Source organism: Streptococcus mitis (assembly GCF_902159415.1).
Taxonomy (GTDB): domain Bacteria; phylum Bacillota; class Bacilli; order Lactobacillales; family Streptococcaceae; genus Streptococcus; species Streptococcus mitis_BG.
Genome location: NZ_CABGJU010000001.1, coordinates 639,269 through 654,029 on the forward strand (window position 1 = coordinate 639,269; position 14,761 = coordinate 654,029).

Annotated in this window: 28 protein-coding genes; all 28 read left to right on the forward strand. The window is 34.6% G+C overall.

Going from position 1 to position 14,761, the window contains the following annotated elements; all coding sequences use genetic code 11:
- Positions 1–46 precede the first annotated feature (46 nt).
- The 28 genes from FN031_RS09025 (at position 47) to FN031_RS03530 (ending at position 14,680) form a co-directional block, all read left to right on the forward strand.
- Positions 47–289 carry a hypothetical protein gene (locus FN031_RS09025; protein ID WP_083312351.1) on the forward strand — a complete coding sequence of 81 codons (243 nt, stop codon included), beginning with the start codon at positions 47–49 and terminating at the stop codon, positions 287–289.
- A gap of 5 nt (positions 290–294) precedes the next feature.
- The gene (locus FN031_RS03375) at positions 295–540 is read left to right on the forward strand and encodes a hypothetical protein (protein WP_004694811.1); all 246 of its coding nucleotides are present in this window, start codon (positions 295–297) and stop codon (positions 538–540) included.
- Positions 541–680: 140 nt separating this feature from the next.
- Positions 681–1,160, forward strand: a complete 480-nt coding sequence (locus tag FN031_RS03380) for a TNT domain-containing protein (protein WP_142557583.1) — start codon at positions 681–683, stop codon at positions 1,158–1,160.
- Positions 1,147–1,386: a hypothetical protein gene (locus FN031_RS03385; protein WP_142557584.1), complete on the forward strand. Its 240-nt coding sequence runs from the start codon at positions 1,147–1,149 to the stop codon at positions 1,384–1,386. The genes FN031_RS03380 and FN031_RS03385 overlap by 14 nt, the downstream gene beginning before the upstream one ends.
- Positions 1,383–1,718 carry an RHS domain-containing protein gene (locus tag FN031_RS03390; protein WP_142557586.1) on the forward strand — a complete coding sequence of 112 codons (336 nt, stop codon included), beginning with the start codon at positions 1,383–1,385 and terminating at the stop codon, positions 1,716–1,718. Before FN031_RS03385 ends, FN031_RS03390 begins: the two co-directional genes overlap by 4 nt.
- A gap of 368 nt (positions 1,719–2,086) precedes the next feature.
- On the forward strand, positions 2,087–2,365 hold the full coding sequence (locus FN031_RS03395) for an immunity protein TriTu family protein (RefSeq protein ID WP_142557588.1): 279 nt from the start codon (positions 2,087–2,089) through the stop codon (positions 2,363–2,365).
- A 298-nt stretch (positions 2,366–2,663) separates the two neighbouring features.
- Positions 2,664–3,116 carry a hypothetical protein gene (locus FN031_RS03400; RefSeq protein WP_142557590.1) on the forward strand — a complete coding sequence of 151 codons (453 nt, stop codon included), beginning with the start codon at positions 2,664–2,666 and terminating at the stop codon, positions 3,114–3,116.
- A gap of 327 nt (positions 3,117–3,443) precedes the next feature.
- The gene (locus FN031_RS09075; RefSeq protein ID WP_221887464.1) at positions 3,444–3,671 is read left to right on the forward strand and encodes an RHS repeat-associated core domain-containing protein; all 228 of its coding nucleotides are present in this window, start codon (positions 3,444–3,446) and stop codon (positions 3,669–3,671) included.
- A 284-nt stretch (positions 3,672–3,955) separates the two neighbouring features.
- Positions 3,956–4,531 carry a hypothetical protein gene (locus tag FN031_RS03415; protein WP_142557593.1) on the forward strand — a complete coding sequence of 192 codons (576 nt, stop codon included), beginning with the start codon at positions 3,956–3,958 and terminating at the stop codon, positions 4,529–4,531.
- 164 nt (positions 4,532–4,695) lie between these two features.
- The gene (locus FN031_RS09080) at positions 4,696–4,842 is read left to right on the forward strand and encodes a hypothetical protein (RefSeq protein ID WP_221887459.1); all 147 of its coding nucleotides are present in this window, start codon (positions 4,696–4,698) and stop codon (positions 4,840–4,842) included.
- A gap of 80 nt (positions 4,843–4,922) precedes the next feature.
- Entirely contained in the window at positions 4,923–5,558 is a 636-nt protein-coding gene (locus FN031_RS03425) for an Imm43 family immunity protein (RefSeq protein ID WP_142557595.1), read from the forward strand.
- 246 nt (positions 5,559–5,804) lie between these two features.
- Entirely contained in the window at positions 5,805–6,362 is a 558-nt protein-coding gene (locus FN031_RS03430) for a DUF4303 domain-containing protein (RefSeq protein ID WP_142557597.1), read from the forward strand.
- A gap of 136 nt (positions 6,363–6,498) precedes the next feature.
- The gene (locus FN031_RS03435) at positions 6,499–6,867 is read left to right on the forward strand and encodes a DUF7716 domain-containing protein (protein WP_142557599.1); all 369 of its coding nucleotides are present in this window, start codon (positions 6,499–6,501) and stop codon (positions 6,865–6,867) included.
- A 168-nt stretch (positions 6,868–7,035) separates the two neighbouring features.
- Positions 7,036–7,173 (forward strand): hypothetical protein, encoded by a 138-nt coding sequence (locus FN031_RS09145; protein WP_260604689.1) that lies wholly within the window; start codon positions 7,036–7,038, stop codon positions 7,171–7,173.
- Between the two features lie 405 nt (positions 7,174–7,578).
- The gene (gene relB, locus FN031_RS03450; RefSeq protein WP_142557602.1) at positions 7,579–7,863 is read left to right on the forward strand and encodes a type II toxin-antitoxin system RelB/ParD family antitoxin; all 285 of its coding nucleotides are present in this window, start codon (positions 7,579–7,581) and stop codon (positions 7,861–7,863) included.
- A complete protein-coding gene (locus tag FN031_RS03455; RefSeq protein WP_142557604.1) occupies positions 7,853–8,206 on the forward strand; it encodes a type II toxin-antitoxin system RelE/ParE family toxin in 354 nt (117 codons plus the stop codon). Before relB ends, FN031_RS03455 begins: the two co-directional genes overlap by 11 nt.
- A 192-nt stretch (positions 8,207–8,398) precedes the next feature.
- Entirely contained in the window at positions 8,399–8,767 is a 369-nt protein-coding gene (locus FN031_RS03460) for a hypothetical protein (protein ID WP_142557606.1), read from the forward strand.
- 41 nt (positions 8,768–8,808) lie between these two features.
- A complete protein-coding gene (locus tag FN031_RS03465) occupies positions 8,809–9,291 on the forward strand; it encodes an SMI1/KNR4 family protein (RefSeq protein ID WP_142557608.1) in 483 nt (160 codons plus the stop codon).
- Between the two features lie 51 nt (positions 9,292–9,342).
- A complete protein-coding gene (locus FN031_RS03470) occupies positions 9,343–9,843 on the forward strand; it encodes a hypothetical protein (RefSeq protein WP_142557610.1) in 501 nt (166 codons plus the stop codon).
- The gene (locus FN031_RS03475) at positions 9,833–10,177 is read left to right on the forward strand and encodes a hypothetical protein (RefSeq protein WP_142557613.1); all 345 of its coding nucleotides are present in this window, start codon (positions 9,833–9,835) and stop codon (positions 10,175–10,177) included. The genes FN031_RS03470 and FN031_RS03475 overlap by 11 nt, the downstream gene beginning before the upstream one ends.
- Before the next feature lie 623 nt (positions 10,178–10,800).
- A complete protein-coding gene (locus tag FN031_RS03490) occupies positions 10,801–11,370 on the forward strand; it encodes a DUF6707 family protein (RefSeq protein WP_142557615.1) in 570 nt (189 codons plus the stop codon).
- 140 nt (positions 11,371–11,510) lie between these two features.
- Positions 11,511–11,777, forward strand: coding sequence for an RHS domain-containing protein (locus FN031_RS03495; RefSeq protein WP_221887465.1), 267 nt, complete (start codon positions 11,511–11,513; stop codon positions 11,775–11,777).
- Positions 11,778–11,882: 105 nt separating this feature from the next.
- Positions 11,883–12,269, forward strand: a complete 387-nt coding sequence (locus FN031_RS03500; RefSeq protein ID WP_142557617.1) for an ankyrin repeat domain-containing protein — start codon at positions 11,883–11,885, stop codon at positions 12,267–12,269.
- A 115-nt stretch (positions 12,270–12,384) separates the two neighbouring features.
- Positions 12,385–12,900 carry an SMI1/KNR4 family protein gene (locus FN031_RS03505; protein WP_142557619.1) on the forward strand — a complete coding sequence of 172 codons (516 nt, stop codon included), beginning with the start codon at positions 12,385–12,387 and terminating at the stop codon, positions 12,898–12,900.
- A 104-nt stretch (positions 12,901–13,004) separates the two neighbouring features.
- Complete coding sequence (locus FN031_RS03510; protein WP_185928436.1) at positions 13,005–13,289, forward strand: HNH endonuclease; 285 nt, start codon at positions 13,005–13,007, stop codon at positions 13,287–13,289.
- A 36-nt stretch (positions 13,290–13,325) separates the two neighbouring features.
- Positions 13,326–13,811: an SMI1/KNR4 family protein gene (locus tag FN031_RS03515; protein ID WP_142557623.1), complete on the forward strand. Its 486-nt coding sequence runs from the start codon at positions 13,326–13,328 to the stop codon at positions 13,809–13,811.
- Between the two features lie 146 nt (positions 13,812–13,957).
- On the forward strand, positions 13,958–14,146 hold the full coding sequence (locus tag FN031_RS03525) for an RHS repeat-associated core domain-containing protein (protein WP_221887466.1): 189 nt from the start codon (positions 13,958–13,960) through the stop codon (positions 14,144–14,146).
- An 81-nt stretch (positions 14,147–14,227) separates the two neighbouring features.
- Entirely contained in the window at positions 14,228–14,680 is a 453-nt protein-coding gene (locus tag FN031_RS03530; RefSeq protein ID WP_185928437.1) for a hypothetical protein, read from the forward strand.
- Positions 14,681–14,761 lie beyond the last annotated feature (81 nt).

The following is a 14,761-nucleotide window of genomic DNA, read 5'->3' on the forward strand; positions in this document are numbered from 1 at the left end:
TATTGCTGCCGATATTGCCAAATCTAATGGAGGAACAACATCAGAAATGTTAATTGAAGCTAGAAAAATTATCATGCCTACGTGGGGTCAAAATAACCAAGCAAGCATTAAAGCATGGGAAGATATTTCATCAGAGTATGCAACATGCGCTTCTGGTACTGTAACAGGCGTTATTGGCAAAGATATGCGACCAGGAAATATATGGGAAAATAGAGAATTACCCGCTTTGAAGAACAATCCTAATATAGATCCTAAAACAAAGATTTCAACTGTTATATTTCAAAGGTAATTACTATGGATGATTTCGTAATTGAAAAAATTTCAAGAGGTATGTTAATTGTTTCTTTAAATGGACATGAAATTTCATTTGAAGGAGAAATGTTCTTTCCAAATAATGAGTTTCACTTTTCCCTATATGCGAAAACAGCAAAATTTACTAAGACCAACCAAATTTTAAGCAAGGAAGAGTTAGATAATATTTTAGAACATTTAAAAAAAGAATTTATTTTAAAAAATAGAGTATTAGACATAATTTTCTAAATTTAATTATCAACTGTAAAGTAGCCCAAGCAAGCCGTAGACCACATGAAACTTCCAATCCCGACGTAAGGTGTGCGGTATGCACACACACGGGTTCTACCTTTCAGACGACCCCACCCCCAACAGCAAGCGTAGCCTACATGGGTAGCAAGCGTAGCCTGCATGCCGTAGGGTGTGTGAATCAGAATCCGATTGGGTTGATAGGTGGGGCGAATCTGTATGCGTTTGCGCCTAATACAAATAAGTGGCTTTATGTCCTAGGTTTAAATAAAAATCTGCCCACACCATATTGGCCTCCTAATAGAGGCGCTTTAGGTGAAGTGAGGAGCATTACACTTCCGGTTGGCACCCTTGTTGATAGGTATGGTTATCCAGGAGGAACTTTTGTGTCTCCAGTAGGAACACCATACCCTATGAGAGCCTTACCTACTGGTTCTAATCAAAAGCCTTATACCATGTATAAGGTACTGAAACCAATTGACAATGTAGCTGCAAGTAAAATTATGCCGTGGTTCGGAGAGATTGGATTAGGGAAACAGTATGAATCGCCAAAATCTGTTAAATCATATATAGAAGCTGAGCATCTAGAAGAGGTGAAAATAGGAAATGTTAAAAATTAATGAATTGAATTCATATCTTAAAAGTAAAGGAGTACCTGAAGATAGTTTCTCAATCAATGAAGTAAATGATGAATCATTATGTATTATTGAAGAAAATAAAAAATGGCATATATTCTATTCTGAAAGAGGATTGAGAACCGAAGAATATTGTTACCAAGATGAACATTTGGCAATTCTATATTTTATAAATCGGTTATCAAAAATGTTAAAGTTTTCTTTTGAATGAAAAAAGTAAACCGTCAACAAACCCACTACTTCCACTGCGACCAAATCGGCGTCCCAAGAGAGATGACCGACATTCATGGCAATCTCCTGTGGTACGGTGAATACACCGCTTGGGGCCGTCTGAAAAAGGACGAGCGGGTTTACAAGGATACCCATCAGCCGTTCAGAGTGCAGAACCAATACTTTGATGAAAAGACGGGGCTGCATTACAACTTCTTCAGGTATTATGAGCCTGATGCAGGTCGGTTTGTGAATCAGGAGCCGATTGGTTGTGGGATGGAGAAAATCTATACTGGTTCGCTTCTAATATTACAAGTTGGATTGATTCTTTAGGCTTGGAATCCATAGTAGATTTCCTTACAATAGTATCTGCAAAACAGAATACAGGAGCGGTTTCTTTTTTTATGTTAATGATCACATTTATAAAGGAGTAAGTGGCAAAGCTCCTAAAAAATTGCATCCTGAATAAAAAAGCTTTAAATAAAATCGAATCTAGTGTTCCTAATGTACCAGGGTGGCATTGGAAATATGCTGAAGTAGCTGCTTTCAATAAAGCCCTGTAAAAAGGAGAAAACTAGATGGTGCTTTGGATTTGAAGGGTTTAAATTCACCGGGGCGAAAGTTGGTGTGTATTAACAATGGAGTAGATACATAAAGATAGCATCAATCTTGGTTTTAAATATAGGGAGTTAAGAAACAAAATGCTACAGATAGTTATTGATAATTTGGAAGCTTTAAAATTAGATTATTCTCGTTTTAGTGTACAAAAGAATTATTTTAATAGTGAGATGATTTCTATTACTTTAATATGTTCTTTACCCGATAAGATTGGAGAGCTTACTATTTGGAATGATTTGAGTATGGTGAAGGAGTGGATTGATTATGAGACAGAAAAGATAATTTGTTTAGAAAGAAAGGAATTTGATACTTTAGAAAATTTAATAAATTATTTATATCTATTTATTGAGGAATGTTGTTAAATAAACTAGATCTGCCCATATGGGGCATGTAGGTGAAGATGTTGTGGATTATTGGAATAGAAGAAGAAAATTTTTGGTGAAAAATCGCCTGAAGTCAGATCATGGATGAGGGATTCAAATAGCTATCGGCTTGAAAAAGGTGCAGGGAACGGGGGAAATTGCTCCCGTGGCGCACAAAATCGAAGTAGATATGATAGGGATAAACCAATTGGATCTAGACCGAAATCTGATTATGGTCATGATTGACATAGAAAATTTACATTTAATATCGTTTAACTTTATTGAGGAGTTGTATGCTATGAATTTAGAAGCAGTTAACCCAGAATTAGAATCAAAAATTAATGATTTAGTTTGCGAAGCTTATAATAAATCTTTTTTAGAACAAGAAAAATTACTAAAAGAAGCATTTGAGCTAATACCCAAGCCAGTAACTCAATGGGCGCATCCAACTACAATGGTTGCGATTGCCTTATTCGACTTATATTATAAAAATCAGAAATATGAACAGGCTGAAGAATGGCTGATTATTGCTTTAAGTGTTGCTGATTTAGGAACAACTAATGCAGGAACATACCTATTAGGCGGTCTTTTTTATTATGATATTGAAAAATATGATGATGCTTATAAATATTTCGATATTGCTTATAATGATGCCGGGTATTATCCATTTAGCATAGAAGACAAAAAATATTGGCAATTTTATAAGCAACGTAAAGAAGAATTAAATCCTAAGAAAAAAAATAAAAAGTAAGATTCGATATTTTCAGACGACCTCACTATCTTCTTTGAGGTCGCCTAGGACGGTAGGTATACCTATCTCTATACCGTTACCGACAGCTACGAACTCCTGGCACTGGTACACAATTGGACCGACGAAGACGGAGAAATCGGCCAACAAGCCCACTACTTCTACTGAAATCAAGTCAGTATACCGCGAGAGAAGACCGACATCCATGGCAATCTCTTATGGTACGGCGAATACACCGCTTGAGGTCGTCTGAAAAACGAGACGAACGTAACGGGAACTGCGCACCAACTCTTCCGATTTCAAAACCAGTACGCCGACCGTAAGACGGGGCTGCATTACAACCTGATGAGCTATTACGAGCCTGAGGCCGGGTGGTTTGTGAATCAGGACCCGATTGGGTTGTTAGGTGGAGAGAATCTGTATCAGTTTGCTCCAAATGCGCAGGAATGGCTTGATGTTTGGGAACTGTGCCCGGCCAACAAAAATAAACCAAATAAACCTAAACCGCTGTTACAGAATTTATTCAAACATTGGAAAAGAGGCGAGCGTATTGATTAACCATTACCTGACGGTGATATGCCATCTTGGGATGTTATTAGGTCAAGATACTGGAAAAATAGGTATTTAGCCTCGAAAAATACAGGAGAATTTTCTCCTGCAAATATAAGTAGAATAAAAAGAGGATGTGTTCCTTTAAATGCAAATGGAAATCCCATGGAGTTGCATCATCATGTGCCACAACGCTTATGTCGTGCAGATAGGCATAGTCCTTTTAATTTGAAAAAAGTAACTAGAGAACGACATGCAGCGCTTGACCCTTATAGGAATCTAGGAGATTAGCTATGAAAGCAATAGAAATTTTAAAGAATTTTGTGGAAGAAAAATTATCAACTGAAGAATTGGAAATGGCGTTGTATTCCAATCAAGAATTAATTTCCCTGTTGGAAAATACTAAAGCTAAACCTTATATGAATAGTAACTCCACTTATGAATATTTAATTAATCAGGATTTGACATCTCTTGATTCAAAGTTAAATTTGATGGATATTTTCAGAGAAATTTTAGATTACAAGCATATCCCGTACTCTTCGAATTCAACAACAGAAAAAAAATTTGATTTGATTTTGGAGGCTATTCCTAACTGGATACCAGCTGATATGGGTTATTTAAATTCCTTGTATGATAAGTATAAACCTAAGACAGCGACCACTTTAAAAAAGATTATTAAGGAACATTTCATTTGTATGGATAAATATCCCAAATGGTTACAGGAGCCTGATTGGCCTATCGTCGACAATATTCCTGCAATGTTTCTAGGGCAGTTAGATATAACGAAGTTGAAGCATGATACTACTTATCTATACATTTTTTGGGATAAAAAATTAGACAGATATATAGAAATAATACAGTCTCTATAAATGGGAAAACCGTAGCAGGCTGTAGCCTGCATGAAACTTCTAGCAAGCCTTAGCGTGTACAAAACCTCCAGTCCTGACGTAGGGGGTATGCACGCACTCGGTTTTTCAATTTTCAGACGGCCTCTACCAAATTGCCGCCCCCGACGGCAGCGCACTGCTGCTGTTTGCCGAAGTCGATTCTGGAAAACGGCGATTTGACCGCCGTTTATGGACGTGACAGCAAAAAACTGAGCGGTTTCGCCTACCGCAACCATATCATGGTCGAACACAGCCAGCCCGACGGCGTGTACGAGATTTACAAGAAAGGTTAAAAAAACGTTTGAGTAAGTCCATATCTATTGGAGGATGTACTTCTACCAACTCGCCCAAACGATTAGATTAGGAGGATATTATGAAAAAATTACTAGTATGGGGATATGCCCTACAAAGCATGGATAAAGCAGCAAAAATGGGGTTCCCACGTGTAAGTAGTGGTGTTCTAGGTATATCAGAGAAGTTTAACCCTAAAAAAACGCATCCTGATTTTGACTTTCTATGGAGTTGGTTCGTAAAGGGACAAGAAATTCCTCCAATGCCTGAAAAGGTTTATGTCTGCTTAAAGAAAGCAAGAGGTGTTACTTTTGATTTTCTTCCATATAATGATTTCTTTATCATGTCAGCGCGTTTTTTGGAATTTATTAAAAAATATGGGTTTGATCATGATTTTGGTATGAGTAAAGCAATTATTGTCAATACAAAAGGGGAGTTATTGACAAATGAAGTTTATTATTTAGTAAGAATAGTTGATTGGGAAATTCAGGATGAAATTGTTTACCCAGATTTAGCATTAGATGAAGATAATTTTTCACTGGAGGCATATACTAATTCAGATAAGGATATTTTATTGTCTACCAATTATAATTATTCAGGAGCATTCATGGTGTCAGAAAATTTAAAAGAAAAAATATTGGAAAACTTTTCTTTGCCTTTTCTTTATTCTTTAGAAGAGTGGAAGGAATTAAATAATTCAGACTTTTTTTGGGATTAATATAAATCAAAGAAGTGTTGGATATACTTTTTCCATCCCAACATCTACTCCCTCTCCCGTTGGAGAAGGCTGATAAGAGGGTAACAAGATGGATAAAATTACGTCTAATGAACAAAGATCAAGCAGATAGATATATGAGCAAGCAATTAACTAGAATTGGTAGTAAGGTTTTTGGAAAATACGGATCACGTAGTAAATGTGCATAGAAACTGATTGATAACAAAAATTTATAAAAGGAAAATAAAAATGAGTATTTTAAGTAATTATATAATTCAAGATTTAATCCAGAATGTATCTAAAGGAGTTACAGAGACATTTAAATTTGTATTAGAAAGATATAATTCTAATGAAGTTTTTGCCTATACATTATATATTGATGACTATTGTTCATATCTGGGTTGGGCTGCTAACACTATTTCTCACTACGAAATAGAAAAACTAAACTACCCAAAAGAAGATCAGCCTTTTATTAAATGGTATTACCCTCAATTTGCAATAGGACTTGGAGAGGTTCCTGAGAAAATAGATAGTGTATTCAATAATGAGATTCAAAATATTCTTAATGATGCAAATACATTAATATCAGAAGGTAATTTTGAGCAATATCAGGCGGAAGTATATGATTCAATTATAGAAGGATTTAAAAAAGCAATAGAAAATATAGATAAGAAAAAAACAAAGAATGTCATATTCTTTGTTTCTATTGTAGATAGTGATAATGCTGAAATTATGGAAAATTATTCTGCTGAGCAATTGAATTCATATGAAAAGTTCATTACGTTCAAAAACAGATTTCAAAATTAAATTTTATTATTTTTGAAATAAGAACTCAAGAAATGGCTGTCTAAAAATTCTTATATATTAAACGAAGAGGAAAATTAAACGGTCGCACTAGCAAACCATTAGGTAAATGTTAATTTAATCATAGAAGGAACAAAAAATGAATTTAGATAAATTTTATAGAAGAAAAATTAGTATATCAGAAGTTATTGAATGTGCTAGATTATTCAATGATGATGATACTGATAAATTTGCCAAATTTCCATACATATATATTTCTTCTGATGAAGATGAGAGTATTCTTGATTTAGAGACGGTTTGTTATTTGGATAACGGTCCAAGAATAATAGATGGAGAAGAAGTTTTTCCTGTTTTTGTAAACGAAAATGGATTTGATATTTTATGTAGTGGGGATGTATTTATGGATGTTTACGATGACTTAGATGAACGGTATCCAAATTTTACAAAAGATCAATTTATTGATGCTCTAAATTATTACATGGATAATGATGATTACATTGAATTTTAAAATCTATATTTAGCAAGCCGTAGCCTAAATGAAACCTCCAATTCCGCCGTAGCGTGGGTGCGGTACGCACGAATGCGGTTTAGCTGTCTAAACTACACCAACGAAGACGGAGAAAGCCACCAGCAAACCTACTGCTTCCACTGCGACCAAATCGGCATCCCGCGCGAGATGACCGATATCCATGATAATCTCTTATGGTACGGCGAATACACCGTCTGGGGTCGTCTGAAAAAGATGAGAGGGTTTATAAGAACGCACATCCCAAGAGGGCGTTATACAAAAATCGCCTTATATTCTTGTTATTGAGGATATTGATGCCTTTAAAACTGGAGTTATTAACCTCTTTCATAACTTACTTGATCCTGATAAAAAGTATCTGATTTGTCGTGATTTTATCAAAACATATCGCAATATGACTCCGATTGAAAAAATCGAATTTTTCAAAAAGAAGACCGTCGAGGAAATCGCAGCAAAGAATAAGCTGTTATATACTATTTAGTGATGAGGTAATGCTATGAGAAAAACACTTTTGGGTTGGATGCTTGTATTTTCTGCATTACGCTTTCTTGACAGCTCAGTACGTCAGTCAACTAAAGCACTACGACATCTATTGAAATAACTTAGTTCTGTCATCAAACAGAACTTTTTTTATTGATTAAAATCTATATCTAGTATATAATCAATCTATAACGTATAGATTGGAGATATATCATGGCTATAACTTTATCGAAACAATACAATTTTAAACTGAATGAAGCCACTATGGAGCAAGCTCGAAGCATTATCAAGGAAAAGGGAATGACAATGACAGATGCTATTTCTTTATTTGTGGAGCAAATAGTCCTAGAGCAAGATTTGCCTATTAAGACGGCCGAAGATCTACATAGAGAACAGTTGATTGAAGAATTACAAGCCCAATCTGAGCGTGCCTTGAGAGAATACGAGTCAGGCGAAGGAACTTCCCTAGACGATATGAGGGTACGTTATGGCTTATAAAGTGATTGCTTCAAAAGAGGTCGAGGAAGCTATCGATAATATACACAACTATATAGCTACGGTACTTCTATCCCCTCAATCTGCCAAAAATACTGTGGCTAAAATCTTAGATAGCTTAAAAAATTTAGAAATTTTTCCCGAAGCAGGCTTTGACGCTGATGAGAGAATCGGAGTAAAGATTAACAGCAAGTATCCCACACGAGGAAAAATTATAGACCAATATGTTTTGCTTTACTTCATTGACCAAAAACGAAACACTGTTTTTTTATCTCACCTATTCCACACTAAAAGTGACTACGTCACTTTGTTACAAAAAGACAATAAAAAAAGCCCAAATACTTGAGACAACTTTCTTAATTTTATAAGCTCCGAAACCTTAATTTTTGGTACCTTTTTAGCACCGTCTTGGTTTAACAATACGGAATATATATAATATTTTACAGCTATATCCCCTTTAGAAACGTTGATTTAATAAAAATTTAAACACTATAGAGTATATCTTTGTAAAATACTGTTTAAAATTGGAGCAAGTAAAATGAAAAAGTTACTGATTGGAACTATTTTGCTTTTGACTGGAGCTTTAAAAATGTCACAACCACTTAAAAAAAATACTCAATATAATGATTTGACTGTTAGATACTTTTTAGGAATGACTTTTCCTAAGTATAACCATCCTGCAAAATTGTATGATGAAATCAATTTAGATAAGGTAGACAATATCCGAAAAAGCAAAGAGACTATATCTTATTATATTGGGTTTTATAAAGATGGAAAATTAATTAAATTTGAGAAATATAGTAATGATAACAAAGTAATGGATTTTGTTTATGAATATGATGAGAGGGGAAATCTAATCAAAATTTATAAAAATAACATTGAGGTAAGAAAACCGCACCAAAAGTGAAGGGTGAAGAAAAAAACTGCTGCTTGTTAAAGGAGGTTGTTATGCTTAGTTTTTATGATTGCGATAAAAATTTATTCGAAAATGATTTCAATGAAGTTGAAAAAAAATTAGAAGTATCTTTTCCAGCTTCATTCAAGTCACATTACTTCAAATGGAATGGAGGTACTCCCAATCTTTCATGTTTTGTCAATGATAATATCGATTATGACTATATTGAAATTCGCGACTTCATTCCAATGAAATATTCTAAGCAGTTTGAGGATGATCCAGATTTTACATTAGAAGGAAGAGCTATAAATGAATGGAAAGTTAATGAGTTACCTATAAATCTGATTCCTTTTGCTTTTGATTGGGGAGGAAATTACCTCTGTTTAGAAAAAAATAGTTGGCAAATTATTTATTATGTAAGGGACGTATGGAGTGAAAATATATCAAGAGAAGCTAATTTTAAAAGAAATTCAATTATTATTGCGAAATCATTTGAAGAGTTTTTAAATTATTTAGAAGAAAATCCTGATGATTGATAAACTGGCGTAGCGTCGTATATATAGTAGGTGTAACAAGCCATAGCTCGCATGAAACCTTCAATCTTGAAGTGGGATGGGCGCGCATGGATTAGCTATACTCCTGATGGAAGTGGAAAAACTACTACTTATGGCACATGGGTATACAATCCAACAAGGAAAGGTAATGGATTATTTATCAATCTTGAGCGAGATAGAGAGGCATATGCAACTCGTTCAATGCACCTTGACGATGTAGCAGAAAAACGACTAATAAACAAAAATTATGAATATAAAAAGAAAGGAGAAGATACTTGGACCCTAGGCAGACCTTGTTCTAGCTTTGCTAGAGATGCATGGAACGCGGGAACTAAAGAAGACCTTAACTCTAATAGAGTTGGTGGGTTGGGCCTCCTCAGCAATTCTACCACTCTTAAAGAATCTATCATAAAAGCTAATGGAGGAGTAACAAATGCAACAACTGCTTTAATAGTATTGCCTCCTTTGGTTCAAGTGGTAGATCTTCAGGTTCTTCATCATCAAATTCACCAGGAAGTTCATTATGAAAATTAAAGCAATTATCCCTTTTCTTATGAGTATAATATCATCTGGTTGTTCGTTAACTAATAATGAAATTGATATTAACGACATTTGGAATTTTAAAATTACTATTACTGAAGCTCAAGAAAACAGAGAAGCTCATTTGACAGGTTTACTTGGTAATAGTGCAATGGGAATATCAAGTATGGAAACTACTATTTACAATGACAATGAATTAAATATTATTTTATTTCAGAAACTAGCAGGATCAAAATATTCTGGGAAATTAGACAAAAGTATTATTATTGGCAAAAATATTAGCAAAGTTACTTTTGGCTCTACAAGGAGAATCATATGGTATAACTAGCCCAGACGGAATCAAACTCCAATAACTCCTGTAAAATGTAAAAGAGAATGGGACAAAAGTCCTGGCCTCTCAATTGTCTTTGGATTGTCGAGCAAGACGCAGTGGTTGAGTGGGCTCTACTACGCTGATTTCATCAGCTTTTACAGCCCTACTCAACTGTGCGGAGGTGGGACTACGAAATCGAATTCTAACGAATTACCGATTTCTGTTCCACTCTCTATCTCTTCAACAGGAGCAACCCATGGCCGTCAATAAAATCGCCCATAAAAGCAGCAAGCTCCGAGTTGTCTTTACCGTGCCCGATTTCTGTTGGTCGCCACCACCCGCTCCGCCTGCAAAACCAGTACACCGACCGTGAGACAGGGCTGCACTACAACTTCTTCAGGTATTACGAGCCAGAGGTTGGGCGGGGAGAATCTTTATTGGTTTGCTCCAAGTGCAAGCAATTGAATAGATCCATTAGGCTGGATTTATTGGAAGAAAGGCACCCCTAAGTTCGCTAACTGGCGTTTACCAAAAGATGGAACATGGACAGGTAGCTCTATTGGACATGCATTAAGTAATATTCCAGATAATGCAAAAATTAAATTTGAAATAGTTTAGATTATAGAAAGGTAGAAATCATGTTTTCTGATTTATTAGAATTGAAGAATTTATCCAAAGAACAGCAAACAAAAGCTATATCTTTAAGTAAGAAATTTAGCTCAACGAATAAAACCGACTTGGAAAAAGCAAATAATTTATTATTTAGCTTATTCTGCTCAGATCAGCGTGAAGGGGTGGATATATGCTTAAAAGTCCTAACTGGTTTAAAATTTAATGGTAATTTTAATTTGTGGGCATTTATTCAGCCGAGCTATTGTCTTAAGTATTATTTAACAACCGATGAAAGTGTTAAAGAAGAAATTACTAGGATGTTACGCGAAGATGTTAAATCTAAGTGGCATGATGATGATGAGCATCAAGAATTTATACAAAAAATTCTTGATGGTGAAGTTGTACAGTCCGCACAAGAAGAACTTGATAGATATATAGATGATGGAATTAAAGAGGAATATATTTGGCGTGTAAATTTACTTATAGAATATTTATATGTGTTGGCTTTGGGTGCAACAGGGTCATTGAATAAGTCTGCTGTTATGGACGAAATTAAGAAGAACCTAGTTAGATTAAGAGAAATTATCAAGCAGTAGCCCGCATGAAACCTCCAATCCCGACGTAGGGTATGTGAGGTACGCACGCAAGCGGTTTTTGCTTTTCAGACGACCTTTGTTGTATTGCGTTCAACCACAGCTACACCTACGATGCACTGGGTAACCTGATCCACCGCCAGCTGCCCAATGTCGAAACCAGTACTACCAATACGACTTCGAAAACCAACTCGTCCGCGCCGAAATCAAAAAGCCGCCAACAAACCTACTACTTCCACTACGACCAAATCGGCGTCCTGAGGGAGATAACGGACATCCACGGCAATCTCTTATGGTACGGCGAATACACCACCTGGGGTTGTCTGAAATATTTCTTCCCTAACAATCTAAGCCAAAACCGCCTACGAATACGGCCAAGACAGTCATACTCAAAAAATACAAGAACGTAAAAACAGATTAAACAATCTAAAAAAGAGCATAAAGAAAATTGTGTCACGAGTATTAAATAAAATCCAGATATTAAATTTATCAGCTCAAAACTATAGGTATTGTTAATGAAAAAAGAATTATTATGTATTTTAAAAAAATATGAAACGCATCCTGATTTTTTGGGTGACACTATTGAAGATGTAAATCAAGTAGGTGGTATGGATGATACAGTTTTACATATTGCAGCCAGAAATAATTCTTTAAATGATGCTCTTGTATTTCTTCAAAATGGGGCATTGATCGATCTTAAAGGAGACTTAGGATATACCCCCCTACATTATGCATGCATGTTTGGAAATATAGAAATGATGAAATTACTACTTGATAATGGATCTGATAAAAATATACAAAATGAATTTGGGGAAAATGCTGTTAGAATTGCAATTAACTCATCCAGTGAAAATAAAGAGAAGATAGTTAAACTATTAAATAATTTTAAAAAACGTAAATAAAAAATAAATTATAAATCAATCTTGGTGGGCTATAGCATGCATGAACCCCCTAATCTTAACGATATGGTATTGAAGGAAATATGCTTCTATCAAAAAATTTATGGAGGATACTTTTGTGTTCAAATTAAAATTATTTCCCGAGGATTTTTTTAATCTATGTATTAAGCGTAAAGTAGAAATTAAAAAGTTAGATAAACTTCCCAAGTTAGATAACAACTATTTGTTATTTATTGCTAACTATCAGGATGTAGAGATAATACCTGATATTTCTCTTTTTAATTATGAAGAGGCTTTAAATGAAAATAGATACTTAGAGAGTCATTATCCCGAAATATCAAGATGTTTTTGGAGTATTGGACAAGCGGGACAAGGAGATGGGTGGTTTTTAAATAAAATAGATAATACCATTTTTCATTATAATCATGATAGTGGAGAATATACCAAATCTGGATTTACAAATTTAGGGATAGAATTCTCACAATTTATCCAGTTGGCTTTCTTATACCGAGATTTAGAACACCTATTAGATGAAGGAGAGACACTTACGGATAATGTAAAAGCTGAGTTTATAAATTCAGTAAATAGTATTAGTAATAATTTGTTTAATGTTTATCCATTTAAGTATTTTTAATTGGAATATTCAATAAATTTATTAAGCAAGCCGTAGCCCGTATGAAACTTTCAGTCCCTACGTATCATGTAAGTGGAGAACTGAAAGGGAGATACCCTCATGACGTGCCCTTTAATATGTTTGGATTACCTGATTTTAGTCGTTACTCTGTGAAAAACGTTAATATTGGTAAACCTGTTAGTGATTATAAAGATTTTAAGAAGGCAAATATATTGGCTTTTGGAAAAAATAATCCTTTTGGTGCAGAAGCTCCTCCAGGTTTTGTTTGGCATCATGATACAGGAGGGGTGATGAGACTACTGCCTGAAGACATACATAACTCTGTGAAACATACAGGCAGTGCGGTCCAACATCAAACACGGAAGAGAAAAAGAAAAGGGAAGTGTTAAATAAATTAACCAAGTTAGTAATAGGAGTGATTTAAAGTGAATATTAAGTTTAAAAAATTTGGTTTGAGCCCAGATGATATACAACAGATGAAAAATTATGGAATTTTGCCAGATAAGAGAACTTTACAAAGTCTAAGTAAAGCATATAATTCAACCAACCCTAGTATCGAAGATATTATTGAATTTCAAGATAAATTAGGTTTTAAAGTTGATACAGATTATGTTGATTTTTTACTTAGAAATAATGGAGGGGTTCCATCAAAGGTTAGAATAAAAGGTAATAAGATAGTTATTGATCATTTTTTGTCTTTCAAGTCTGATTATAAACTTAACTCTATAATTGATATATATTCCGATTTTCAGCAATATGGTTTACCTATTGCAAATACTCCTTCTGGTGATAGTATCATTTTGTCTTCAGATGGAAAAATTCGTTTTTTTAATCATAATATCGACTCTATTGATGAAGAGATCGGAGTGATTGCAGAAAATTTTATAGAATTGCTTGAAAAATTATATTAGTAATCTATGCTCTGTATAAAGCAAGCCGTAGCCCACACAAAACTTTCAGTCCTGACGTAGGGTATGTGCAGTACGCACGCACACGGTTTTTGCTGTTTAGATGACCTCAATCTTCTCTTTGGGCTCGTCTGAAAAAGGACGAGAGGATTTATAAGGATGCGTATCAGCCGTTCAGATTGCAAAATCAGTATTCTGATGAAGAAACCGAGCTGCATTACAACTTCTTCAGGTATTACAAGCCTGATACAGGTCGGTTTGTGAATCAGGATCCGATTGGGTTATGGGGGGGAGGTAATCGGTATCAGTTTGCGCCAAATATACAAATTTGGCCTTAAATAAGGTATTTACCTGTAGGTACTCCTATAAAAAATACGTATTCTGTAGAATATTAATCACATTTATGATTGGAGATTGTTATGAACTTATATCAAATAATTAAACATTATAGAAATTGTTTGTCTGACTTACCTGATGCTCCTTTATACGGAAATATTCCTCAAGGTGCGGATAGGATAAGTGAACAGCTAGAGCAATTTTTGGCACCTGAACATAAACAATTTTTATTATTATGTAATGGGGGCTCTTTTGGAGATATAGAATTATGGAGTACAGAAGAGATATTGGATAGACAATATAGAGTACCAAAAAATTTCCAAGACTATACTTATGAAATAGGACAAGTTTTATATGAACCAATTTTTTTAAATAGGCTCAATGATCAAGTAACATTTAATGTTGATAGTAGAAAAAGTATTCCGTTCTCTTCATTTATTGAGGAATATATATTTGGAAGTAGATATAAATATATATTTGATGGTGCTGGTATAGATGATATGTGGTACTCCTTTCTACAAGATAACCCGATTTAGAATCTAAATTGTGTAAGGACGACCTCATACTAGAACTATACACGGTGCTGGGTCTGCCCTACGAATACATTTGCCATATAG

Bases quoted from the DNA above. Each gene is read 5' to 3' on its own strand.
- FN031_RS03470 (WP_142557610.1), top strand. From the start codon at position 9,343: ATGAAACCTTCAATCTTGAAGTGGGATGGGCGCGCATGGATTAGCTAT.
- FN031_RS03430 (WP_142557597.1), top strand. From the start codon at position 5,805: ATGAGTATTTTAAGTAATTATATAATTCAAGATTTAATCCAGAATGTA.
- FN031_RS03400 (WP_142557590.1), top strand. From the start codon at position 2,664: ATGAATTTAGAAGCAGTTAACCCAGAATTAGAATCAAAAATTAATGAT.
- FN031_RS03425 (WP_142557595.1), top strand. From the start codon at position 4,923: ATGAAAAAATTACTAGTATGGGGATATGCCCTACAAAGCATGGATAAA.
- relB (WP_142557602.1), top strand. From the start codon at position 7,579: ATGGCTATAACTTTATCGAAACAATACAATTTTAAACTGAATGAAGCC.
- FN031_RS09025 (WP_083312351.1), top strand. From the start codon at position 47: ATGTTAATTGAAGCTAGAAAAATTATCATGCCTACGTGGGGTCAAAAT.
- FN031_RS03375 (WP_004694811.1), top strand. From the start codon at position 295: ATGGATGATTTCGTAATTGAAAAAATTTCAAGAGGTATGTTAATTGTT.
- FN031_RS03465 (WP_142557608.1), top strand. From the start codon at position 8,809: ATGCTTAGTTTTTATGATTGCGATAAAAATTTATTCGAAAATGATTTC.
- FN031_RS03435 (WP_142557599.1), top strand. From the start codon at position 6,499: ATGAATTTAGATAAATTTTATAGAAGAAAAATTAGTATATCAGAAGTT.
- FN031_RS03500 (WP_142557617.1), top strand. From the start codon at position 11,883: ATGAAAAAAGAATTATTATGTATTTTAAAAAAATATGAAACGCATCCT.
- FN031_RS03475 (WP_142557613.1), top strand. From the start codon at position 9,833: ATGAAAATTAAAGCAATTATCCCTTTTCTTATGAGTATAATATCATCT.
- FN031_RS03490 (WP_142557615.1), top strand. From the start codon at position 10,801: ATGTTTTCTGATTTATTAGAATTGAAGAATTTATCCAAAGAACAGCAA.
- FN031_RS03415 (WP_142557593.1), top strand. From the start codon at position 3,956: ATGAAAGCAATAGAAATTTTAAAGAATTTTGTGGAAGAAAAATTATCA.
- FN031_RS03460 (WP_142557606.1), top strand. From the start codon at position 8,399: ATGAAAAAGTTACTGATTGGAACTATTTTGCTTTTGACTGGAGCTTTA.
- FN031_RS03395 (WP_142557588.1), top strand. From the start codon at position 2,087: ATGCTACAGATAGTTATTGATAATTTGGAAGCTTTAAAATTAGATTAT.
- FN031_RS03530 (WP_185928437.1), top strand. From the start codon at position 14,228: ATGAACTTATATCAAATAATTAAACATTATAGAAATTGTTTGTCTGAC.
- FN031_RS09145 (WP_260604689.1), top strand. From the start codon at position 7,036: ATGACCGATATCCATGATAATCTCTTATGGTACGGCGAATACACCGTC.
- FN031_RS03380 (WP_142557583.1), top strand. From the start codon at position 681: ATGGGTAGCAAGCGTAGCCTGCATGCCGTAGGGTGTGTGAATCAGAAT.
- FN031_RS03390 (WP_142557586.1), top strand. From the start codon at position 1,383: ATGAAAAAAGTAAACCGTCAACAAACCCACTACTTCCACTGCGACCAA.
- FN031_RS03455 (WP_142557604.1), top strand. From the start codon at position 7,853: ATGGCTTATAAAGTGATTGCTTCAAAAGAGGTCGAGGAAGCTATCGAT.
- FN031_RS03385 (WP_142557584.1), top strand. From the start codon at position 1,147: ATGTTAAAAATTAATGAATTGAATTCATATCTTAAAAGTAAAGGAGTA.